At 65.8% G+C, this 15,520-nt stretch carries 14 protein-coding genes; 9 read left to right on the forward strand and 5 right to left on the reverse strand.

The genetic code is table 11. The features are described 5' to 3' along the window. Nucleotides 1-112: 112 nt before the first annotated feature. Nucleotides 113-1,201: a LacI family DNA-binding transcriptional regulator gene (locus AABF56_RS00160; RefSeq protein WP_272804488.1), complete on the reverse strand. Its 1,089-nt coding sequence runs from the start codon at nt 1,199-1,201 to the stop codon at nt 113-115. Nucleotides 1,202-1,462: 261 nt separating this feature from the next. Between AABF56_RS00160 and AABF56_RS00165 the strand changes: the two genes are divergently transcribed. The 3 genes from AABF56_RS00165 to AABF56_RS00175 all read left to right on the forward strand — a co-directional run bounded on the left by AABF56_RS00165 (nt 1,463) and on the right by AABF56_RS00175 (nt 4,137). After that, nucleotides 1,463-2,308, forward strand: a complete 846-nt coding sequence (locus tag AABF56_RS00165) for an ABC transporter substrate-binding protein (RefSeq protein ID WP_244768073.1) — start codon at nt 1,463-1,465, stop codon at nt 2,306-2,308. A 120-nt stretch (nt 2,309-2,428) separates the two neighbouring features. Further along, a complete protein-coding gene (locus AABF56_RS00170; RefSeq protein ID WP_272804489.1) occupies nt 2,429-3,352 on the forward strand; it encodes an amino acid ABC transporter permease in 924 nt (307 codons plus the stop codon). Next, a complete protein-coding gene (locus AABF56_RS00175; protein ID WP_272804490.1) occupies nt 3,352-4,137 on the forward strand; it encodes an amino acid ABC transporter ATP-binding protein in 786 nt (261 codons plus the stop codon). The genes AABF56_RS00170 and AABF56_RS00175 overlap by 1 nt, the downstream gene beginning before the upstream one ends. A gap of 54 nt (nt 4,138-4,191) precedes the next feature. Here the strand turns inward: AABF56_RS00175 and AABF56_RS00180 are convergent, their stop codons facing one another. From AABF56_RS00180 to AABF56_RS00190, 3 genes are read right to left on the reverse strand one after another with little or no spacing between them, the layout of a single operon-like run. Continuing rightward, entirely contained in the window at nt 4,192-5,130 is a 939-nt protein-coding gene (locus AABF56_RS00180) for an ornithine cyclodeaminase (RefSeq protein ID WP_244768070.1), read from the reverse strand. A 10-nt stretch (nt 5,131-5,140) separates the two neighbouring features. Beyond that, nucleotides 5,141-5,851: a GntR family transcriptional regulator gene (locus AABF56_RS00185; protein ID WP_272804491.1), complete on the reverse strand. Its 711-nt coding sequence runs from the start codon at nt 5,849-5,851 to the stop codon at nt 5,141-5,143. Between the two features lie 18 nt (nt 5,852-5,869). Further along, nucleotides 5,870-6,871 (reverse strand): SIS domain-containing protein, encoded by a 1,002-nt coding sequence (locus tag AABF56_RS00190; RefSeq protein WP_272804492.1) that lies wholly within the window; start codon nt 6,869-6,871, stop codon nt 5,870-5,872. A gap of 150 nt (nt 6,872-7,021) precedes the next feature. Here AABF56_RS00190 and AABF56_RS00195 point away from each other — a divergent pair, with 150 nt between their 5' ends. The 3 genes from AABF56_RS00195 (at nt 7,022) to AABF56_RS00205 (ending at nt 10,766) form a co-directional block, all read left to right on the forward strand. Continuing rightward, on the forward strand, nt 7,022-8,524 hold the full coding sequence (locus AABF56_RS00195; protein ID WP_272804493.1) for an FAD-dependent oxidoreductase: 1,503 nt from the start codon (nt 7,022-7,024) through the stop codon (nt 8,522-8,524). 65 nt (nt 8,525-8,589) lie between these two features. Further along, complete coding sequence (locus AABF56_RS00200) at nt 8,590-9,429, forward strand: sugar phosphate isomerase/epimerase family protein (RefSeq protein WP_272804494.1); 840 nt, start codon at nt 8,590-8,592, stop codon at nt 9,427-9,429. Between the two features lie 401 nt (nt 9,430-9,830). Next, nucleotides 9,831-10,766, forward strand: coding sequence for an IS110 family transposase (locus AABF56_RS00205; protein WP_272804495.1), 936 nt, complete (start codon nt 9,831-9,833; stop codon nt 10,764-10,766). A gap of 14 nt (nt 10,767-10,780) precedes the next feature. Here the strand turns inward: AABF56_RS00205 and AABF56_RS00210 are convergent, their stop codons facing one another. Next, a complete protein-coding gene (locus AABF56_RS00210) occupies nt 10,781-11,851 on the reverse strand; it encodes a LacI family DNA-binding transcriptional regulator (RefSeq protein WP_272804496.1) in 1,071 nt (356 codons plus the stop codon). A gap of 224 nt (nt 11,852-12,075) precedes the next feature. Here AABF56_RS00210 and AABF56_RS00215 point away from each other — a divergent pair, with 224 nt between their 5' ends. From AABF56_RS00215 to AABF56_RS00225, 3 genes are read left to right on the forward strand one after another with little or no spacing between them, the layout of a single operon-like run. Beyond that, nucleotides 12,076-12,912 (forward strand): ABC transporter substrate-binding protein, encoded by an 837-nt coding sequence (locus AABF56_RS00215; RefSeq protein ID WP_272804497.1) that lies wholly within the window; start codon nt 12,076-12,078, stop codon nt 12,910-12,912. 55 nt (nt 12,913-12,967) lie between these two features. After that, complete coding sequence (locus tag AABF56_RS00220; protein ID WP_272804498.1) at nt 12,968-14,476, forward strand: amino acid ABC transporter permease/ATP-binding protein; 1,509 nt, start codon at nt 12,968-12,970, stop codon at nt 14,474-14,476. Between the two features lie 13 nt (nt 14,477-14,489). After that, nucleotides 14,490-15,497 carry a Gfo/Idh/MocA family protein gene (locus tag AABF56_RS00225; RefSeq protein WP_272804499.1) on the forward strand — a complete coding sequence of 336 codons (1,008 nt, stop codon included), beginning with the start codon at nt 14,490-14,492 and terminating at the stop codon, nt 15,495-15,497. Nucleotides 15,498-15,520: the final 23 nt, after the last annotated feature.

The raw sequence follows: 15,520 nt of genomic DNA on the forward strand, positions 1-15,520 counted from the left end.
TCCTGATAAGGAACTGAGAACGTTCTCATTTATAGGACCGCCCCCGGAATGGCAAATGGTTTCCTCCGGCCGGTGCGGCTGAAACGGCGCCCCGGACCGTTTTGCGAGGGGATCAGAGCCGGGCGACGGAACCGCGCTCGACCAGTTCGGCGGGCATCAGCACCGTGCGCGGCGGAAAGGCTTCGCCGCGAATGCGCTCCAGCAGCATTCGCGCGGCGGCCTCGCCCATGGCAAGGCGCGGCTGCGCCACGGTCGTGATGCCGGGGCGGTGGAAGCTCATCCAGTCGAGATCGTCGAAGCAGATGAGCGAGAGATCCTGCGGGATCGAGAGCTTCAACTCGGTGAGAGCCCGCATGGCGCCTTCGGACATGGTGCCGTCCGTGGTGAACAGCGCCGTCGGCCGGTCGGGTGCCGTCATCAGGCGGGACACGACCGCCTGCGCGGCAAGGGCGGAATAGCTTCCCGCCCGAAGGGTCAGGCGCGGATCCACGGGCAGGCCCTCGATCCGATGCGCCCGGATATAGCCGAGAAGGCGCTGCCAGCTCGGATAGAGCGTTTCGCTCTCGATCGGATCGCCCGCCACGGCGCGCGCCAGGAATGCATCCAGCTTGCCGCTCTCCTCGTCGACGAGCTCCGCCACGATGCCGATCCGGCGGTGTCCGGCCGCGATAAGATGGCGGACGGCCTGTTCGGCGGCGGCGATGTTGTCGGTCGCCACCCGGTCGACCATCAGGCCGGCGACGGCGCGGTCGATCAGCACCAAGGGCATGCCCATGGCCTTGAGATTGTGCAGGTGCCGCGCCTTGCGCGTGTCGCTGGGGGTAACGATCAGGCCGTCCACCTGCTTCTGGGCGAGAAGCTCGACGGAGTGGACCTCCTTCGCCCGGGCCTCGTCGCTATTGGTGATCAAAAGGCCGAATCCGTTGGCCTCGGCGACGTTGGAAATGCCGCGCAGGACAGAAGCATAGAATGGATTCTGGATATCGCCGGCCACCACGCCGAGCGTGCGGGTCTTGCCTGTGATGAGGCTGCGGGCGAGCGCGTTGGGCCGGTAGCCGAGGTCCTGGGCGGCTTTGAGAACGTGCTCCTTCTTCTCCTCGCTGGTATAGCCATAGCCGCCGAGCACGCGCCCCGCCGTTGCCGTGGAAACGCCTGCTGCGCGCGCTACATCCGCGATGGTTGCCTTGCTTTTCGGGGTCACGTGGCACTTCCCTCTCACATTTCGGGCCTGCCGACTGAGAATCCGATCATGCGTATTCCGGTAGAAGACGACAGGCTTTTTCAGGTGTTACCAGATCGATGGCCGTTTTCAACGTCTTTACGCCCTCGATCGGTGCGGGAGGCGCTTGACGGATGGGCCATCTCCGTGTCTCATATGTGAGAACGTTCTCGCCATTATCTGCAAGGGGAACCAGAGAACGCAATCGCGGACCCGCCGGTTCGCCACGACAAGGAGGTTGTCATGTTCAAATCCATTCTCGCCGGGTGTGCCCTGAGCGCGGCACTGGCAATGCCGGCGCTTGCCGATGTCATTCCCGCCCTGCACGATGCCCTGCCGCAGGAATACAAGGACAACGGCATCAAGGCCGCGGTCTTCAACGACTGGGCGCCCGACGAATTTCTCGATTCCGATGGTCAGCTCAAGGGCTGGAGCGTCGATATCGCCAAGGAGATGGAAGATCGCCTCGGCGTGACCTTCACCTTCGAGGGCACCAGCTTCGACGCCATCATTCCGGGCCTCCAGTCGAAGCGTTTCGACGCGGGCTTCTCGTCCTTCGGCACCACCGCGGAACGCCTGAAAACGCTGGATTTCGTCTCCCAGCGCAAGATCGGCACCTCGTTCGCCTATCCGGCGGACAGCAAGCTCGACATCAAGACGGCCTCCGACGCCTGCGGCCTGACGGTCGCCGTGCTGAACGGCTCCTGGGACCTCGGCCTCTTGGAGAAGCTGAACGCCAACGAATGCAAGGACAAACCGGTGATCATGCAGACGCACGGCACGCAGGCCCAGGCGGAACTGGCCGTGCGCTCGCAGCGCGCCGAGGCGACCGTGGCCGGCTCCGTCAAGCTTGCCTACATGGCCAAGCAGACCGGCGACCTGAAGGTGTCGGAACTGGTTCTGTCGCCCGTCAACAGCTGCATCGGCGTGCGCAAGGGCGATCCGCTCGGCCAGGTCATGACGGATGCGATCCAGTCGATGATTGACGACGGTACCTATGAGAAGATCATGGCCAAGTGGGGCCTGAACGATTCCGGCATGCTGAGCAAGGCGCTTCTGATCACGGAAGAAAATCCGGCGGACCTCTAGGCGTTTGCGCTTTTCTTCGAAACGCCAAAACTGCGCACGCTTGCTGGATTGCTCCAGCGCCGCTTTCCCGGCCCGGGGCTTGCCTCGGGCCGGGGTCCGCGACCGGCACAAGGAACGACGATGTCTGAAAAACCGCCACACCGCCCCTCGATCCACGATCTCAAGCCCATCGCGGTGCCGAAGATAGGCCACTGGATCGGCGGCGTGGTTCTTGCCGTCCTTGCGGTCGTCTTCCTGCAGGTGCTTGTCACCAACAAGAACATGCAGTGGGCCGTCGTTGCCGAATACATGTTCAACCGGGCCATCCTGTCGGGTCTCGGCATGACGCTGCTGCTCACATTCCTCGCCATGGTGCTCGGCCTTGCAATCGGTGTCGTGCTGGCCATCATGCGCCTGTCGGCCAGCCGCGTCTTCCAGTCCGTCAGCTGGGGCTGGATCTGGTTCTTCCGCGGCGTGCCGCCGCTGGTGCAGATGATCTTCTGGTACAATCTGGCGCTTCTCCTGCCAGAAATATCGATCGGCATCCCGTTCGGCGGGCCGAAGCTCCTCTCCTGGAATACCAATCAGCTCATCACCCCCTTCAGCGCGGCCATCATGGGCCTTGCCTTCACCGAAAGCGCCTATGCCGCCGAAATGATCCGCGCCGGCATCCAGGCCGTGAATGTCGGCCAGACGGAAGCAGCCGCCACGCTCGGCATGACGCGCGCCCAGATGCTTCGTCGCATCGTCTTGCCGCAGGCACTGCGCATCGTCATTCCGCCCATCGGCAATGACACGATCTCGATGCTGAAATTCACCTCGCTCGTCTCCGTGCTGGCATTGCCCGATCTGCTCTATTCCGCGCAGATGGTCTATGCGCGCACTTACCAGACGGTGCCGCTGCTGCTCGTCGCGACCATCTGGTATCTTGTGCTCACCACGATTCTGACGGTCGTCGAACATGCCGTCGAGCACCGATTGAAATCCGAGCACCGGGCCGGCGCGACGAAAGCGGGCGGGATCTTCCCCTTCCGCCTGTTCGCGCGCCAGCAGGAGGCCGTGTGATGAGCCAGACGAACGGCGAGCCGCTGCTGAAGGTCGAGCGCCTGCGCAAGAGCTTTGGCGCGCACGAGGTGCTGCGCGGCATCGATGTCGCGGTGATGCGCGGCGACGTGACCTGCATCGTCGGCCCCTCGGGCTCTGGCAAGAGCACGTTCCTGCGCTGCCTCAACTATCTCGAAAAGCCCACCGGCGGCGCGATCTTCCTGCATGGCGAACCCGTCGGCGTGCGCTGGAAGGGCGACAAGCTCTACGAGATGAGCTTCAACGAGCTCTCCCGCCAGCGCCAGCGCATGGGCATGGTGTTCCAGGGTTTCCATCTCTTCCCGCACAAGACCGCGCTTGAAAATGTCATCGAGGCGCCGATCCTCGTCAAGCGCGTGCCGCGCGCCACGGCGGTCGAGGAGGCGATGGTGCTTCTGGAGCGCGTCGGCATGAAGGAGCGGGCGCACTATTATCCGGCGCAGCTTTCCGGCGGCCAGCAGCAGCGTGCGGCCATCGCCCGCTCGCTGGCGATGAAGCCCGACGTCATGCTGTTCGACGAGCCGACCTCGGCCCTCGACCCGGAACTCGTCGGCGAGGTCCTCGCCGTGATGCGCAAGCTTGCCGACGATGGCATGACCATGGTCGTCGTCACGCACGAAATGGGCTTTGCGCGCGATGTCGCCGACCACCTGATCTTCATGGATGGCGGGGTGATCGTGGAGCAGGGGCGGCCGGTCGACGTGCTGACGCGCCCGCAACATGATCGTACGCGGGCCTTCCTGGCGCGTGTTCTGGCCGACGCGTGATGCGTCAGGGCATTTCCGGACGCAAAACCGCTTCGCCCTTTTGCTGGTATTGCTTTAGCCGAGCGTCTGCGACAGTGCGGCGGCGGTGAAGAGGTCGAGATGCGCGCCGCCGTTGTTCTTGAACACGGTGATCTGATCGGCGCCGGTGCGGCCTTCCCTTTTGCCCTGGACGAGCTCGAAGAGGTCGGCCTTCACGGCATCCCAGGTGATCGCGCCGGATGCGACAGCCTGCGAGAGATCTCCGCCGCCCGCCATGTTGTTGCGGCTGTCGACGAAGATCGTGCCGCGGGTGAGCGCCGCGTCGTCGGCTTCGCGAAGGGTGGGCAGATAGGCGCCGACGAGATCGAGATGGGCGCCCGGCCGCAGGCGCGCGCCCTTGACCAGCGCCCTGTCCGACATGGTGACGCAGGACACCACGTCGGCGCGGGCGACCGAGCCGTCGAGGTCTTCGCTGACCGTGGCGTCGATGCCCTTTTCGCGAAGGTGCGCGGCCACCGCCGCGGCCCGGGGCGCAGTGCGGTTCCAGATCGTGACCCGGCGCAGCGAGGGCCGCGCCGCCAGATGCGCCTCGGCGAAATGCGGGGCGAGCGCGCCGGCCCCGACGATCAGCAGGTCCTCCACGTCTTCCCGCGCGAGGATGGCCGCGCCGAGGGCGGAATCGGCGGCGGTCTTGCGCGCCGTCATCGCCGCGCCGTCCGCCGCAAGGAGCGGCCCGCCGGTCGTGCCGTCGAACAGCGCCACCAGCCCCTGGACGGCGGGTTGCGGCGGCTGGAGGGCCGCGTTCTGCGGAAAGACGCCGACCATCTTCACGACGATCGGGCCGCCGGGCGCCCAGCCGGGCAGGGTGACGAACTGCGCTTCGCCGCCCATGGGATCGGACTGCACCACGACGTCGGAGGCGGGCATCGGCCCGAGATGCGCCTTGCGCAAGGCCTCGATCAGAAAAGTCCACGGGAGCGCCGCGTGAACGGCGGGCGCATCGAAAACGTGCATGGCGAACCTTTCAGGTCTTGATCGTGTAGGTGACCAGATGGCTTGGGGTGACGAGCTGCGACAGGGCGAGCGGGCGCCCTTCGGCGTCGGTGACGATCTTCTCGATCCGGTAGACCGGCTGGGCGGCGGTCACGGCCAGGATGGTGCGCTCGGCGGCCGAGGCGAGGCCGACATCGATCTGCCGCTCCGCATGGGCCGGCACGATGCCCGCCCTGTCGCGCAGCGCGGCGAAGAAGGAGCCGCCAGCGGCGACCGGCGCGATCACCTCGGGAAAACGTGAGCCGTCGAACCAGAGCGTTTCGAGCGTCATCGGCCGGCCGTCGTCCTCCAGCAGCCGGTCGAAGCGGATCAGCGCCCCGGCCTTGAGGCGCTCGCGGATGGCCGGCGCGTCGGGATTGTCGTCGCGGGCGAGGATGCGATGGCCGGCCTTTCTGCCGAGACCATCCATGGTTTCGGAGAAGCCCGACAGCGAGACGAGCGTCTGGCGCACCTTGCCCGGCATGATCACGGTGCCGCGCCCCTGTTGCCTTTGCAGGCGGCCATCGGCGCAAAGCTCGCCGATCGCGCGCCGCAGCGTGATCCGGCTGACACCGTAGAGTGCCATCAGCTCCGGTTCGGCGGGCAGGAAGCTGCCTTCGGCGAACTGGCCGGACTCGATGCCGGCCAGGATCGAGCGCCGGACCTGTTCATAGAGCGGCAAGAGATTTGCTTGGTCGTCCATCCGCCCTTCCAGGCCCGGTCAGTAGGCGATCTTCTTCATGTAGCGCCGTGCCTCGAGCATCTCGTGCTTGCGCAGGTCGGCGATCTTATAGGCGAAACGCCAGAGCGTGTCGAAGAAGATCAGCGGCACGACATTGCCGCGGAACTGGGGGGCGATGCCGGAGAGGTCGAGCTTTTCGGCATCGAGAACGAGGATGTTCTCCGCCGCGCCGAACCGGTGCAGGAATGCGTCGGCGCGCTCCTCCAGCGGCCGCGTGCTGTCGAGGCCCTTCATGAGGATGAAGGCGCGGTCCTTGTCGAGCACCTCGAAGGGGCCGTGGAAGAACTCGTTGGCATGGATCGCCTGGCTGTTGATCCACTGCATCTCCATGAGCACGCAGATGGCGAAGGAATAGGCCGCGCCGTAGCTCGCGCCGCTCGCGACCGTATAGACCACATCTTCCTTGGCGAAGCGCGGCGCATAGTCCTCGAACATCGGCGCGAAGGCGGCCTGCGCGCGGTCGATGGCCGGCTGGAGGGCGAAAAGGCTTTCGATCAGCGCCTCGGTCAGGTTCTCGCCGCCGGTGAGGGCAACGAGACCCATGACGATCTGGTAGATCCGCGAATAGTTGCTGTTCTTCGCATCGATCGGCACGCCGGTCGTATAGGGCGCCTCGAAGCCGACGACATGGTCGACCGCCTTGCCGAGCGGGGAGGCGGGCTCGACCGTCAGGCCGATGGTCGTCGCGCCCCTGGAGCGGGCGAATTCGGCCGCGGCAGTGGTTTCCTTCGTGGTGCCCGTCATCGAGCAAAGGACGACCAGCGATTTATCGTCCAGCGACCGCGGCGCGCGGGCGACGAACTCGGCGGCGTTGTAGACATCCGACGGCAGCGGCGAGTGCTGGTCGAGGAGGAACTTGGCCGGATGCATGATCGACAGCGAGCCGCCGCAGGCGATGAAGAATACATGCTTCACCGATTTCGCATCGAGGGCGGAGAGCGCGGCGACGACGCCGGCGTCGAAGGCGGAGGGGAAGGGCATGAATGGACCTTTCTGATATGACGTTATAATACGTATTATAATCTTTCCGCTCGCGTCAAGCGGACTTGACACCGTCGCCAGAATTTTGCGAACGTTCTCACATCAAACGTTGAGCGCATCGCCTCATGGGCGGCAGGGCGGGGATGGACCGTGACCCAGACTTACGACACCGTGGTTGTCGGCGGCGGCATCATCGCCGCGGCGGCAGGGCAGCATCTGGCGGCGGCGGGCTATGGCACGCTGCTCGTCGAGCGTGACGATTATGGATCCGGCACCTCCAGCAGGACCTCGCGCCTTCAGCATTGCGGGCTCGGTTATCTGTCCGCTGCCAGCGGATCGATCGCGTCTTTTCTCGCCCGCCCGCGCAGCGCAATCGAATGTTTCAGCCTCATGCGCCGGGCGATGCGGGGGCGGGCGGAATTCGTGCGGACCGCGCCCGAGCGGGTGAAACCCGTCACCTTCGTCGTTCCGCTGACGCGGGAAAACGCCATTCCCCGCTGGAAGGCGCGGCTCGCCTTCCGCCTGATGGCGACGAGCGACGGCGGTCGTGTCCCGCTGGACCTGCAGATCTTTTCCGCCGGGGAGGCGCGGGCGCATCCGGCGCTGCAAGGTATGGCGGGGCTCGACGGCATTCACGGCGCGATGACCTTCACGGAATATCAGTATTGCTGGCCGGAGCGCATCGTGGTCGACACGGTCATGAAGGCGCGGGCGATCGGCATGGAGGCGCTGAACCACACCGCGGTGACGGCGCTTGCGCGTGATGGCGACCTGTGGCGGGTCACGCTGACAGCGGCGGGGGTATCGCGCGATGTGCTGGCGCGTGCGGTGGTCAACTGCGCGGGCGTCTGGGTGGACGAGATCACCGCGCTTGCCGGCGCGCCGCATATCCGCAGGAACAGCGGCGAGAAGGGTACGAACATCGTCGTGCGCCTGCCGGAAAGTCTTCGTGGCATCGGCTTCGAGACCGTCACCGCGGCGGGCGCGCCCTTCTACCTGATCCCGTGGGGCGCCCTTCACTATGCCGGCCCGTGGGATTCCGCCTCGGACGGCCGGCCCGAAGGCTTCCGGGCGAGCGAGGCGGAGATCGCCGCCATCCTCGACCAGCTGGGGCGATTGTTTCCCGGTTTCGGGCTGCGGCGCGAGGACGTGCTCTATTCCTGGGCGGGCGTGCGCCCGCGCAGCCTCGCCCGGGACGGCAAGGGGCCTGCGCCCGCCGTCCGCGAGCACGACCTGACCGATGAGGGCCTGCCGAACCTTTTCACCTTCACCGGCGGGCTGCTGATGACCCATCGCGACGCGGGGCGGCGGCTGAGGCGTGCGGTCGCCCGCCGGCTGAAGCCGTCCGGCCCGCCGCGGCCGCTCGACACGGCCTCGCCGCCCGTCGAGGACATGGACCGCGTCACGCAAGCCTCCGTCGCCCATGCGGTGCTGAACGAGCAGGCCCGCACGCTGTCGGATATCCTGCGCCGCCGTCTTTCCGTCGGGTGGGAGCCGGATCTCGGCCTGCGCCATGCGGAGGCCGCCGCAAGGTTCGCCGCCCCGCATCTCGGCTGGACGCCGGAGGAGACGGCGGCCCAGATCGCCTGCTTCATCGACGAAACCGTCACCGAATTCGGCCTTCGTTGGCCATCTCACGATTTGGCACGCTGAAATGAGAACGTTCTCATAAAATAAATGAAATCGTCGCTTCGGCGACCACCGGCGGAGGACATGCGATGGCACTCGACGAACGCAATATCAGCGTAATGAACTTCCACTATGTGCGGCATACGCTGGACCGGTTTCTGGCCGATGTGCGCGAGGCCGGGGTCTCGCGCATCGAGCTGTGGGCGGCCGCTCCGCATTTCTATATCGGTGACAAGACGCTGGCCGATGCACGGGCGCTGGGGCGGACCGTGCGGGGAATGGGCCTCGACATCGTCGCGTTCACGCCGGAACAGTGCATCTATCCCATCAACATCTCGGCGAGGGAGCCGGAGCTGCGCGACCGTTCGGTGCGCTATTTCCTGGAATCGATGGAATTCGCCGTCGAATGCGGCGCGCCCGCCCTGCTGGTGACGGCCGGCGGCGGCTATCGCGACGAACCGGCCGCAGAAGCGCTGGAGCGCTGCGTCGATTCCATGGGCATCCTGTGCGATCGTGCGCAGAAACTCGGCCTTGACCTCTGGATGGAGGCGCTGCCGGATTCCTTCGCCAACATCGTTCGCTCGGCAAAGGAGATCCGCGCACTGATGGACATGCTCGCAAGTCCCGTGCTCCATGCGGTCTACGATGTCGCGGGCGCCGTGATGACGCACGAGAGGCCCGAGGACTATTTCACCCACCTTGCAGGCCGCGTCGCGCATGTGCATTTCACCGACGCGGATGCCGGCGGCAGCCATCTGGCGTGGGGCGAGGGCATCGTCGATCTCGACACGCTTGTCGCCTATCTCCGCAGCCAGAATTACGAAGGCTCGCTGACGGTCGAGCTGACCAACTGGAAATACAATGTCGATCCCACCCCGCCGCTAAGGCAATGCGTCGAGGCCATGCGCAAGGCCCTTGGTCCGGCTTGAGAAGCGAAGGGGAGGAACGGAAGCCCGCCGCCACGGCGCCGAAGAGACAGGAATCCGCTGCTGCGGCCATTGCCCAGGCCGCCGTGCTGCGTGTCCTGTGGCTTGGCGGGCGTTCTTGGCCCGCGCGGAATGCCTGGAGCATTTCCGGCCGAAGCGAAGTCGCTTCGGCGTCGGATAATGCGGTACCGGAAATGCTTGTCTTATGACTTTCGCTGCCGAATGGGCGAAGAAGGGTCCGCTGTGAGAGGGTAGCCGCCCTCCCTCAGCGGCGAGGGTCGGATCGTTGAAATGCAGACCGTTTGACGGGTCGAGCTAGAGTTTGATCGCCCTCGTCTTTCTCTTGAGGCCTGAACGGATACCCGCAGCTCGGCTGCGGACGACAAGCACAGGACAAGCGAAAGATGACAAAGGATACCATCGGGGTCGACATCTCGAAAGACCATCTCGACGCCTACAGGACGAGCGACGGCAAAAGCCGGCGTTTTGCCAACGACACCGCCGGCCATCGGGCCTTCCTGGACTGGCTGAGCCAGCCCGACGCGCACATCGTCTACGAGCCGACCGGTCCCTATCACCGGGCCTTCGAGAGAAGGCTGGCGGATGTGGGCTGTGCGCTGGTCAAGGTCAACCCACGCCAGGCAAGGCGGTTCGCCGAAGCCACGGGAAAGCTCGCCAAGACCGACCGGCTCGACGCTGCCATGCTGGCGCGCATGGGTGCTGTACTCGACCTCGACGCGCGGCCGGTGCGTCGTCCGGTCCTCAACGATCTCAAGGACCTGCACATGGCCCGCGAGGCGCTGGTGAAGAACCGCACGGCCGCCAGGAACAGGGCCAAGACGCTGACCCTTGCCATCCTCAAGCGTCACAACGCGGAGCAGCTCAGGCAGATCGGACGCCAGATCGCCGCCATCGAGAGCGAGATCATGGCGATCGTCAAGGCCGATCCGGACCTCGCCGGCCGCTTCGACATCCTCGTCTCGATCCCGGGCGTCTCGACCATAACCGCCTTCGCCCTGATCATCGACATGCCCGAGCTCGGAATGCTCGAAAACGGCGCGGCCGCCTCTCTCGCCGGCCTCGCCCCCGTCGCACGCCAGTCCGGCAACCGGGCCGCACGCGCCTTCATCCGCGGCGGCCGCGCCAACGTCCGCCAGGCGCTCTACATGCCGGCCCTCGTCGCCATGCGCTTCAATCCGGAACTCAGGGCAAAGTACCACCAGCTCAAAGCGGGCGGCAAAGCCTCGAAGCTCGCAATAACAGCCATCATGCGAAAGCTCATCGTGCTGGCAAACGCCCTGCTCAAGGACCGTCGGAAATGGACAAAATCATTTCCTTGACCAAAACGGATACTCTAGACGGGCGCTTCGGCAACGGAGGCGCGCTCGATGACTTCCGTCTGCAGGACGACGCGGCTCGCCTCCGCGTGGTTGCCGTTCAGGCGCTCGACCAGCAGCTTCGCCGCCGTCTCGCCGAGGCGGTAGACGGGCTGGCGTACCACCGTGACGGGCGGCGTCGTGACGGACGTCCAGTCCGCATCGTGGAACGACACCAGCGACAGGTCGTCCGGTATGCTGAGGCCGAGCGCGCGGCACACCTTGAACACTTCGAGCCCGATCACGCTGTCCGACGCGATGATCGCCGTCGGGCGCTGAGAGGACTGGAGCATCCCCGTGACGATGCGATGCGTATGCTCCGGCGTGACGGCGCCCACATGCACCCGGTCTTCCATTCCTTCAAGGCCCGCCTCACGACAGACGCCGAGAAAGCCCTCGATGCGCCGCCGCACCGAGCCGGTATTGATGTCGGACGGCGTGCGGAAGCGGTGGTCCGGCGTGTCGCAGGCTGTCAGGTAGGCGATGCGGCGGTGGCCGAGCGCGATGAGCCGGCGCGTGATGCCCTCGGCGGCATGCCGGTCGTCGGCGATCACCATGTCGACGTCGAGCATTTCGCTGCCACGGTCAAGCAGGACGAGCGGCCGGCCGGCGCGGGCGGCTTCCCTGAGATGGCCGACATCGCTCTCCTTGGCCGGCGAGACGATCAGGCCGTCCACCCGCTTGGCAAGCAGGGTGCGGATCGCGGCCTTCTCCGCCTCGGCGTCCTCGCCGGAATTGATGAGGACGACGGTGAAGCCGGCCTGCCGGGCGATATCGGTGATCCCCCGCATGGCGAGGCTGAAGAACGGGTTCTCGATATCGCCCACCACGACGCCGATCGTGCCGGAGCGGCCCGTCGTCATGCTGCGGGCAAGTTCGTTCGGCTGGTAGTCAAGGGCGCGCGCGGCGGCGGTCACGGCATCGCGTACCCGGTCGCTCACGGTGCCGTAGCCACCCAGAACGCGCGCGGCGGTGGCCTTCGAGACGCCCGCCTTGCGCGCGACGTCGGCAACCGTGACGGAGGGGGAACGGGGCGGGCTCTGGTCCATGGGCGCTAGCCTTACAAGAGATATTGACGACTGGCAAATGCGAAGATAACAATTGCGAAACGTCAAAGAGACCGGTCTCTTTTATTATGAGACCGGTCTCAAAATGAGAAGAGCAGAATCCCGGCATGCAGATGGCATGGGCCGGACAGCGGGTCGCCGCTGCCCGGTGGGACCCGTGCGCCTTGAAGTCATTGCAGACACCACCACCAGAGGAGACGAGACCAATGCGACTTTCCAAAGCCATCACTTCCCCCCTTTCCCGAATGCGCGCCGCCGCTGTCGCGCTCGCCCTCGGCGTCCTGGCAGGCGCCGCGACGCCGGCCGCCGCCGACGACAATCCGCTTGGCCTGATCGACCCTGCCGTCATCAGCGTCGGCACGATGGGCGATGCCAAGCCCTATGCCTTCACCACCTCCGACGGCAACTTCACCGGCTTCGACATAGAGCTCTTCCTCAACGTCGCCGAGCGTATCGGCTTCAAGAAGGAACAGGTGATCTTCACCGGCCAGGAATTCGCCGCGCTGATGCCGTCGGTCGCCAACAGCCGCTTCGACGTCGCGGCGGCCGCGATCGGCACGACGGACAAGCGCAAGGAGACGGTCGATTTCACCGACGGATATCTCGCAGGCTATCTATCGATCCTGACGCCGGACGCCGCGATCAAGGACGCCGCCAGCCTGCAGGGCAAGCGTCTCGGCGTCGTGCAGGGCACGCTGCAGGAGATCTACGCCGAGAAGAATTTCGCGGGCGCCGATCTCGTCAAGTTCCCCGACAACAACTCGGCCGTCGCCGCGCTCAACAACGGCACCGTGGACGCGCATTTCCTCGATTACGAGGCGGCGAAGGACTATTCGGGCCGCTATCCCGAGCTGACGATCGCGGTCAACATCCCGAGCTTCGACGCACCGGCCGGCTTCGTCGTGCGCAAGGGCAACGACAAGCTGCGCGAGGCGCTGAACAAGGCGCTGCATGACGCCATGCAGGACGGCACCTGGAAGAAGATCCACGAGAAGTGGTTCCCCGGCACGCCGATGCCGGCCGAATACCTCCCCAAGACCTGACGCCGGCTGCCGCCCCGGCTGCGCCGGGGTGGCCTTTCCCTGAAGGGCCTTGTTGATGAACTGGCTTGAAAACCTGCGCCGCAGCTTCCTCGACTGGAACGCGATGGCCGAAGTGCTGCCGACCATGATCACGGTCGGTCTCAAGAATACGCTGATCCTTGCTGCGGCCTCGACGGTGCTCGGCATCATCATCGGCATGGTGCTCGCCATCATGGGCATTTCCCGCTCGCCGTGGCTGCGCATCCCCGCCCGAATCTACACGGATGTCTTTCGCGGCCTGCCGGCTATCGTCACCATCCTGTTGATCGGGCAGGGTTTTGCGCGCATCGGCCGCGAGCTGTTCGGCCCGTCGCCCTATCCGCTTGGCATCCTGGCGCTCAGCCTGATCGCCGGCGCCTATATCGGCGAGATCTTTCGCTCGGGGATCCAGAGCGTCGACCGGGGCCAGATGGAGGCCTGCCGGGCGCTGTCGATGAGCTACGGGCAAGGCATGCGGCTCATCGTCGTGCCGCAGGGCGTGCGGCGCGTGCTGCCGGCCCTTGTCAACCAGTTCATCGGCAACGTGAAGGATTCGAGTCTCGTCTATTTCCTCGGCTTGCTCGCTTCCGAGCGCGAGATCTTTCGCGTCGGCCAGGACCAGGCGGTGGTGACCGGCAATCTTTCGCCGCTCCTTCTTGCCGGCGTCTTCTATCTCGTCGTGACCGTGCCGCTTACCCACGTCGTCAACGCGATCGACAACCGCCTGCGGCTCGGCAAGCAGCGCCCGGCAGCCGTCACCAGCGGGCTTGAGGAGGTCAGCGAACTCGATGGCGCCGGCCGCGCTTCCGAAGCGTCTTTCAAGGGCGGCAGTCTCGACGTGCGCAACCTCGGCATGGCCTATGGCGAGCTCGACGTGCTGAAGGGCGTGGACCTTTCGGTCAAGCCGGGCAGCGTCACCTGCGTTATCGGCCCGTCCGGCTCCGGCAAGTCCACCCTGCTGCGCTGCCTGAACCGGCTGGTCGAGCCGAAGAGCGGCGATGTCCTTCTCGACGGCGACAGCATCCTCGCCATGAAGCCAGAGCGGCTCCGCCGGCGTGTCGGCATGGTCTTCCAGCACTTCAACCTCTTCCCGGATCACACGGCGCTGGAAAACGTCATGCTGTCGCTGACGAAGATCAAGGGTCTGCCGAAGGCGGAGGCGGAGCGGATCGCCAAGGCGCGGCTTGCCGATGTCGGCCTTGCGGGCCGCCAGCATCATCGCCCCGGCGGGCTTTCCGGCGGCCAGCAGCAGCGCGTCGCCATCGCCCGCGCGCTCGCCATGGAGCCGGAGGTCATACTCTTCGACGAGGTGACGAGCGCACTCGATCCGGAACTGGTCAAGGGCGTGCTCAACCTGATGGCCGACCTCGGCAAGCGCGGCATGACCATGGTCGTCGTCACGCACGAGATGGGCTTTGCCCGCCGCGTTGCCGACCAGGTCGTCTTCATGGATGAGGGGCGCGTGGTGGAGGCAGGCACGCCCGAGGCGATCTTCGACAACCCTGAGAGCCCACGCCTGCGGCGCTTCCTCGCGGAAGTCCTTTGAACGAGGAGACACGATGACACGAACGATACGATGGGGCATCCTCGGCTGCGCGGGCATTGCCGCCAAGGCGGTCATTCCCGCCATTCAGTCGAGCCGCCTGGGGCGGGTCGAGGCGATCGCCTCGCGCGATCCGGACAGGGCGAAGGCGATGGCGGCGCGCTTCGGCATCGCCAAGGCCTACGGCGACTATGAGGCCATGCTGGCCGATCCGGACATCGACGCGATCTACAATCCGCTGCCCAATCACCTGCATGTGCCCATGACGATCAGGGCGCTGGAGCAGGGCAAGCCGGTGCTGTGCGAAAAGCCCATAGCGCTCGATGCTGCGCAGGCAATGAAGCTCGCGGCCGTGCAGGAAGCCGTCGGCCTGCCCGTCGCCGAGGCATTCATGGTGCGCCATCACCCGCAATGGAAAAAGGCGCGCGCGCTGATCGCCGAGGGGCGACTCGGCGAGGTCAGAGCCATTCAGACGATCTTCTCCTACTATCTCGACGACCCGCAGAATGTGCGCAACCAGGCGGATATCGGCGGGGGCGGCCTGTTCGATGTCGGATGCTACGCCATCAACACGGCCCGTTTCCTGTTCGATGCCGAACCGTTGCGGGCGATCGCACTCATGGAGCGCGATCCGGTCTTCGGCACGGACCGGCTGACGAGCGGGCTGCTGGCGTTTCCCGGGGGGAGGCAGCTCGCCTTCACCTGCTCCACGCAGCTTGCCCTCACGCAGAAGGTGACGGTGCTCGGAACGCGCGGACGCCTGGACATCCCCGTCCCCTTTAATGCACCAGCCGACGAGCCGACTGTGCTCGTCCTCGACGATGGGCGCGACCTTGCCGGCGGCGGGCGCGAGGAGATCGCCATCGGGCCGGTCGACCAGTACCGCGAGCAGGCCGACGCTTTCGCCGAAGCCGTTCTCTCCGGCAAGCCGCTCGAAACGGGGCTGGACGATGCGATCGCCAACATGAGGGCCATCGACGCACTGTTCCGCTCCGCCGCCCACGGCCGCTGGGAAGCGCCCTGAACCGCTCCCTCCATCTGCATGAC

Origin of the sequence: Shinella sp. WSC3-e (assembly GCF_945994535.1) — a bacterium.
GTDB classification, from domain to species: Bacteria; Pseudomonadota; Alphaproteobacteria; order Rhizobiales; family Rhizobiaceae; genus Shinella; species Shinella yambaruensis.

Bases quoted from the DNA above. Each gene is read 5' to 3' on its own strand.
- AABF56_RS00200 (WP_272804494.1), top strand. From the start codon at position 8,590: ATGGCACTCGACGAACGCAATATCAGCGTAATGAACTTCCACTATGTG.
- AABF56_RS00185 (WP_272804491.1), bottom strand. From the start codon at position 5,851: ATGGACGACCAAGCAAATCTCTTGCCGCTCTATGAACAGGTCCGGCGC.
- AABF56_RS00180 (WP_244768070.1), bottom strand. From the start codon at position 5,130: ATGCACGTTTTCGATGCGCCCGCCGTTCACGCGGCGCTCCCGTGGACT.
- AABF56_RS00165 (WP_244768073.1), top strand. From the start codon at position 1,463: ATGTTCAAATCCATTCTCGCCGGGTGTGCCCTGAGCGCGGCACTGGCA.
- AABF56_RS00205 (WP_272804495.1), top strand. From the start codon at position 9,831: ATGACAAAGGATACCATCGGGGTCGACATCTCGAAAGACCATCTCGAC.
- AABF56_RS00220 (WP_272804498.1), top strand. From the start codon at position 12,968: ATGAACTGGCTTGAAAACCTGCGCCGCAGCTTCCTCGACTGGAACGCG.
- AABF56_RS00225 (WP_272804499.1), top strand. From the start codon at position 14,490: ATGACACGAACGATACGATGGGGCATCCTCGGCTGCGCGGGCATTGCC.
- AABF56_RS00190 (WP_272804492.1), bottom strand. From the start codon at position 6,871: ATGCCCTTCCCCTCCGCCTTCGACGCCGGCGTCGTCGCCGCGCTCTCC.
- AABF56_RS00210 (WP_272804496.1), bottom strand. From the start codon at position 11,851: ATGGACCAGAGCCCGCCCCGTTCCCCCTCCGTCACGGTTGCCGACGTC.
- AABF56_RS00175 (WP_272804490.1), top strand. From the start codon at position 3,352: ATGAGCCAGACGAACGGCGAGCCGCTGCTGAAGGTCGAGCGCCTGCGC.
- AABF56_RS00170 (WP_272804489.1), top strand. From the start codon at position 2,429: ATGTCTGAAAAACCGCCACACCGCCCCTCGATCCACGATCTCAAGCCC.
- AABF56_RS00215 (WP_272804497.1), top strand. From the start codon at position 12,076: ATGCGACTTTCCAAAGCCATCACTTCCCCCCTTTCCCGAATGCGCGCC.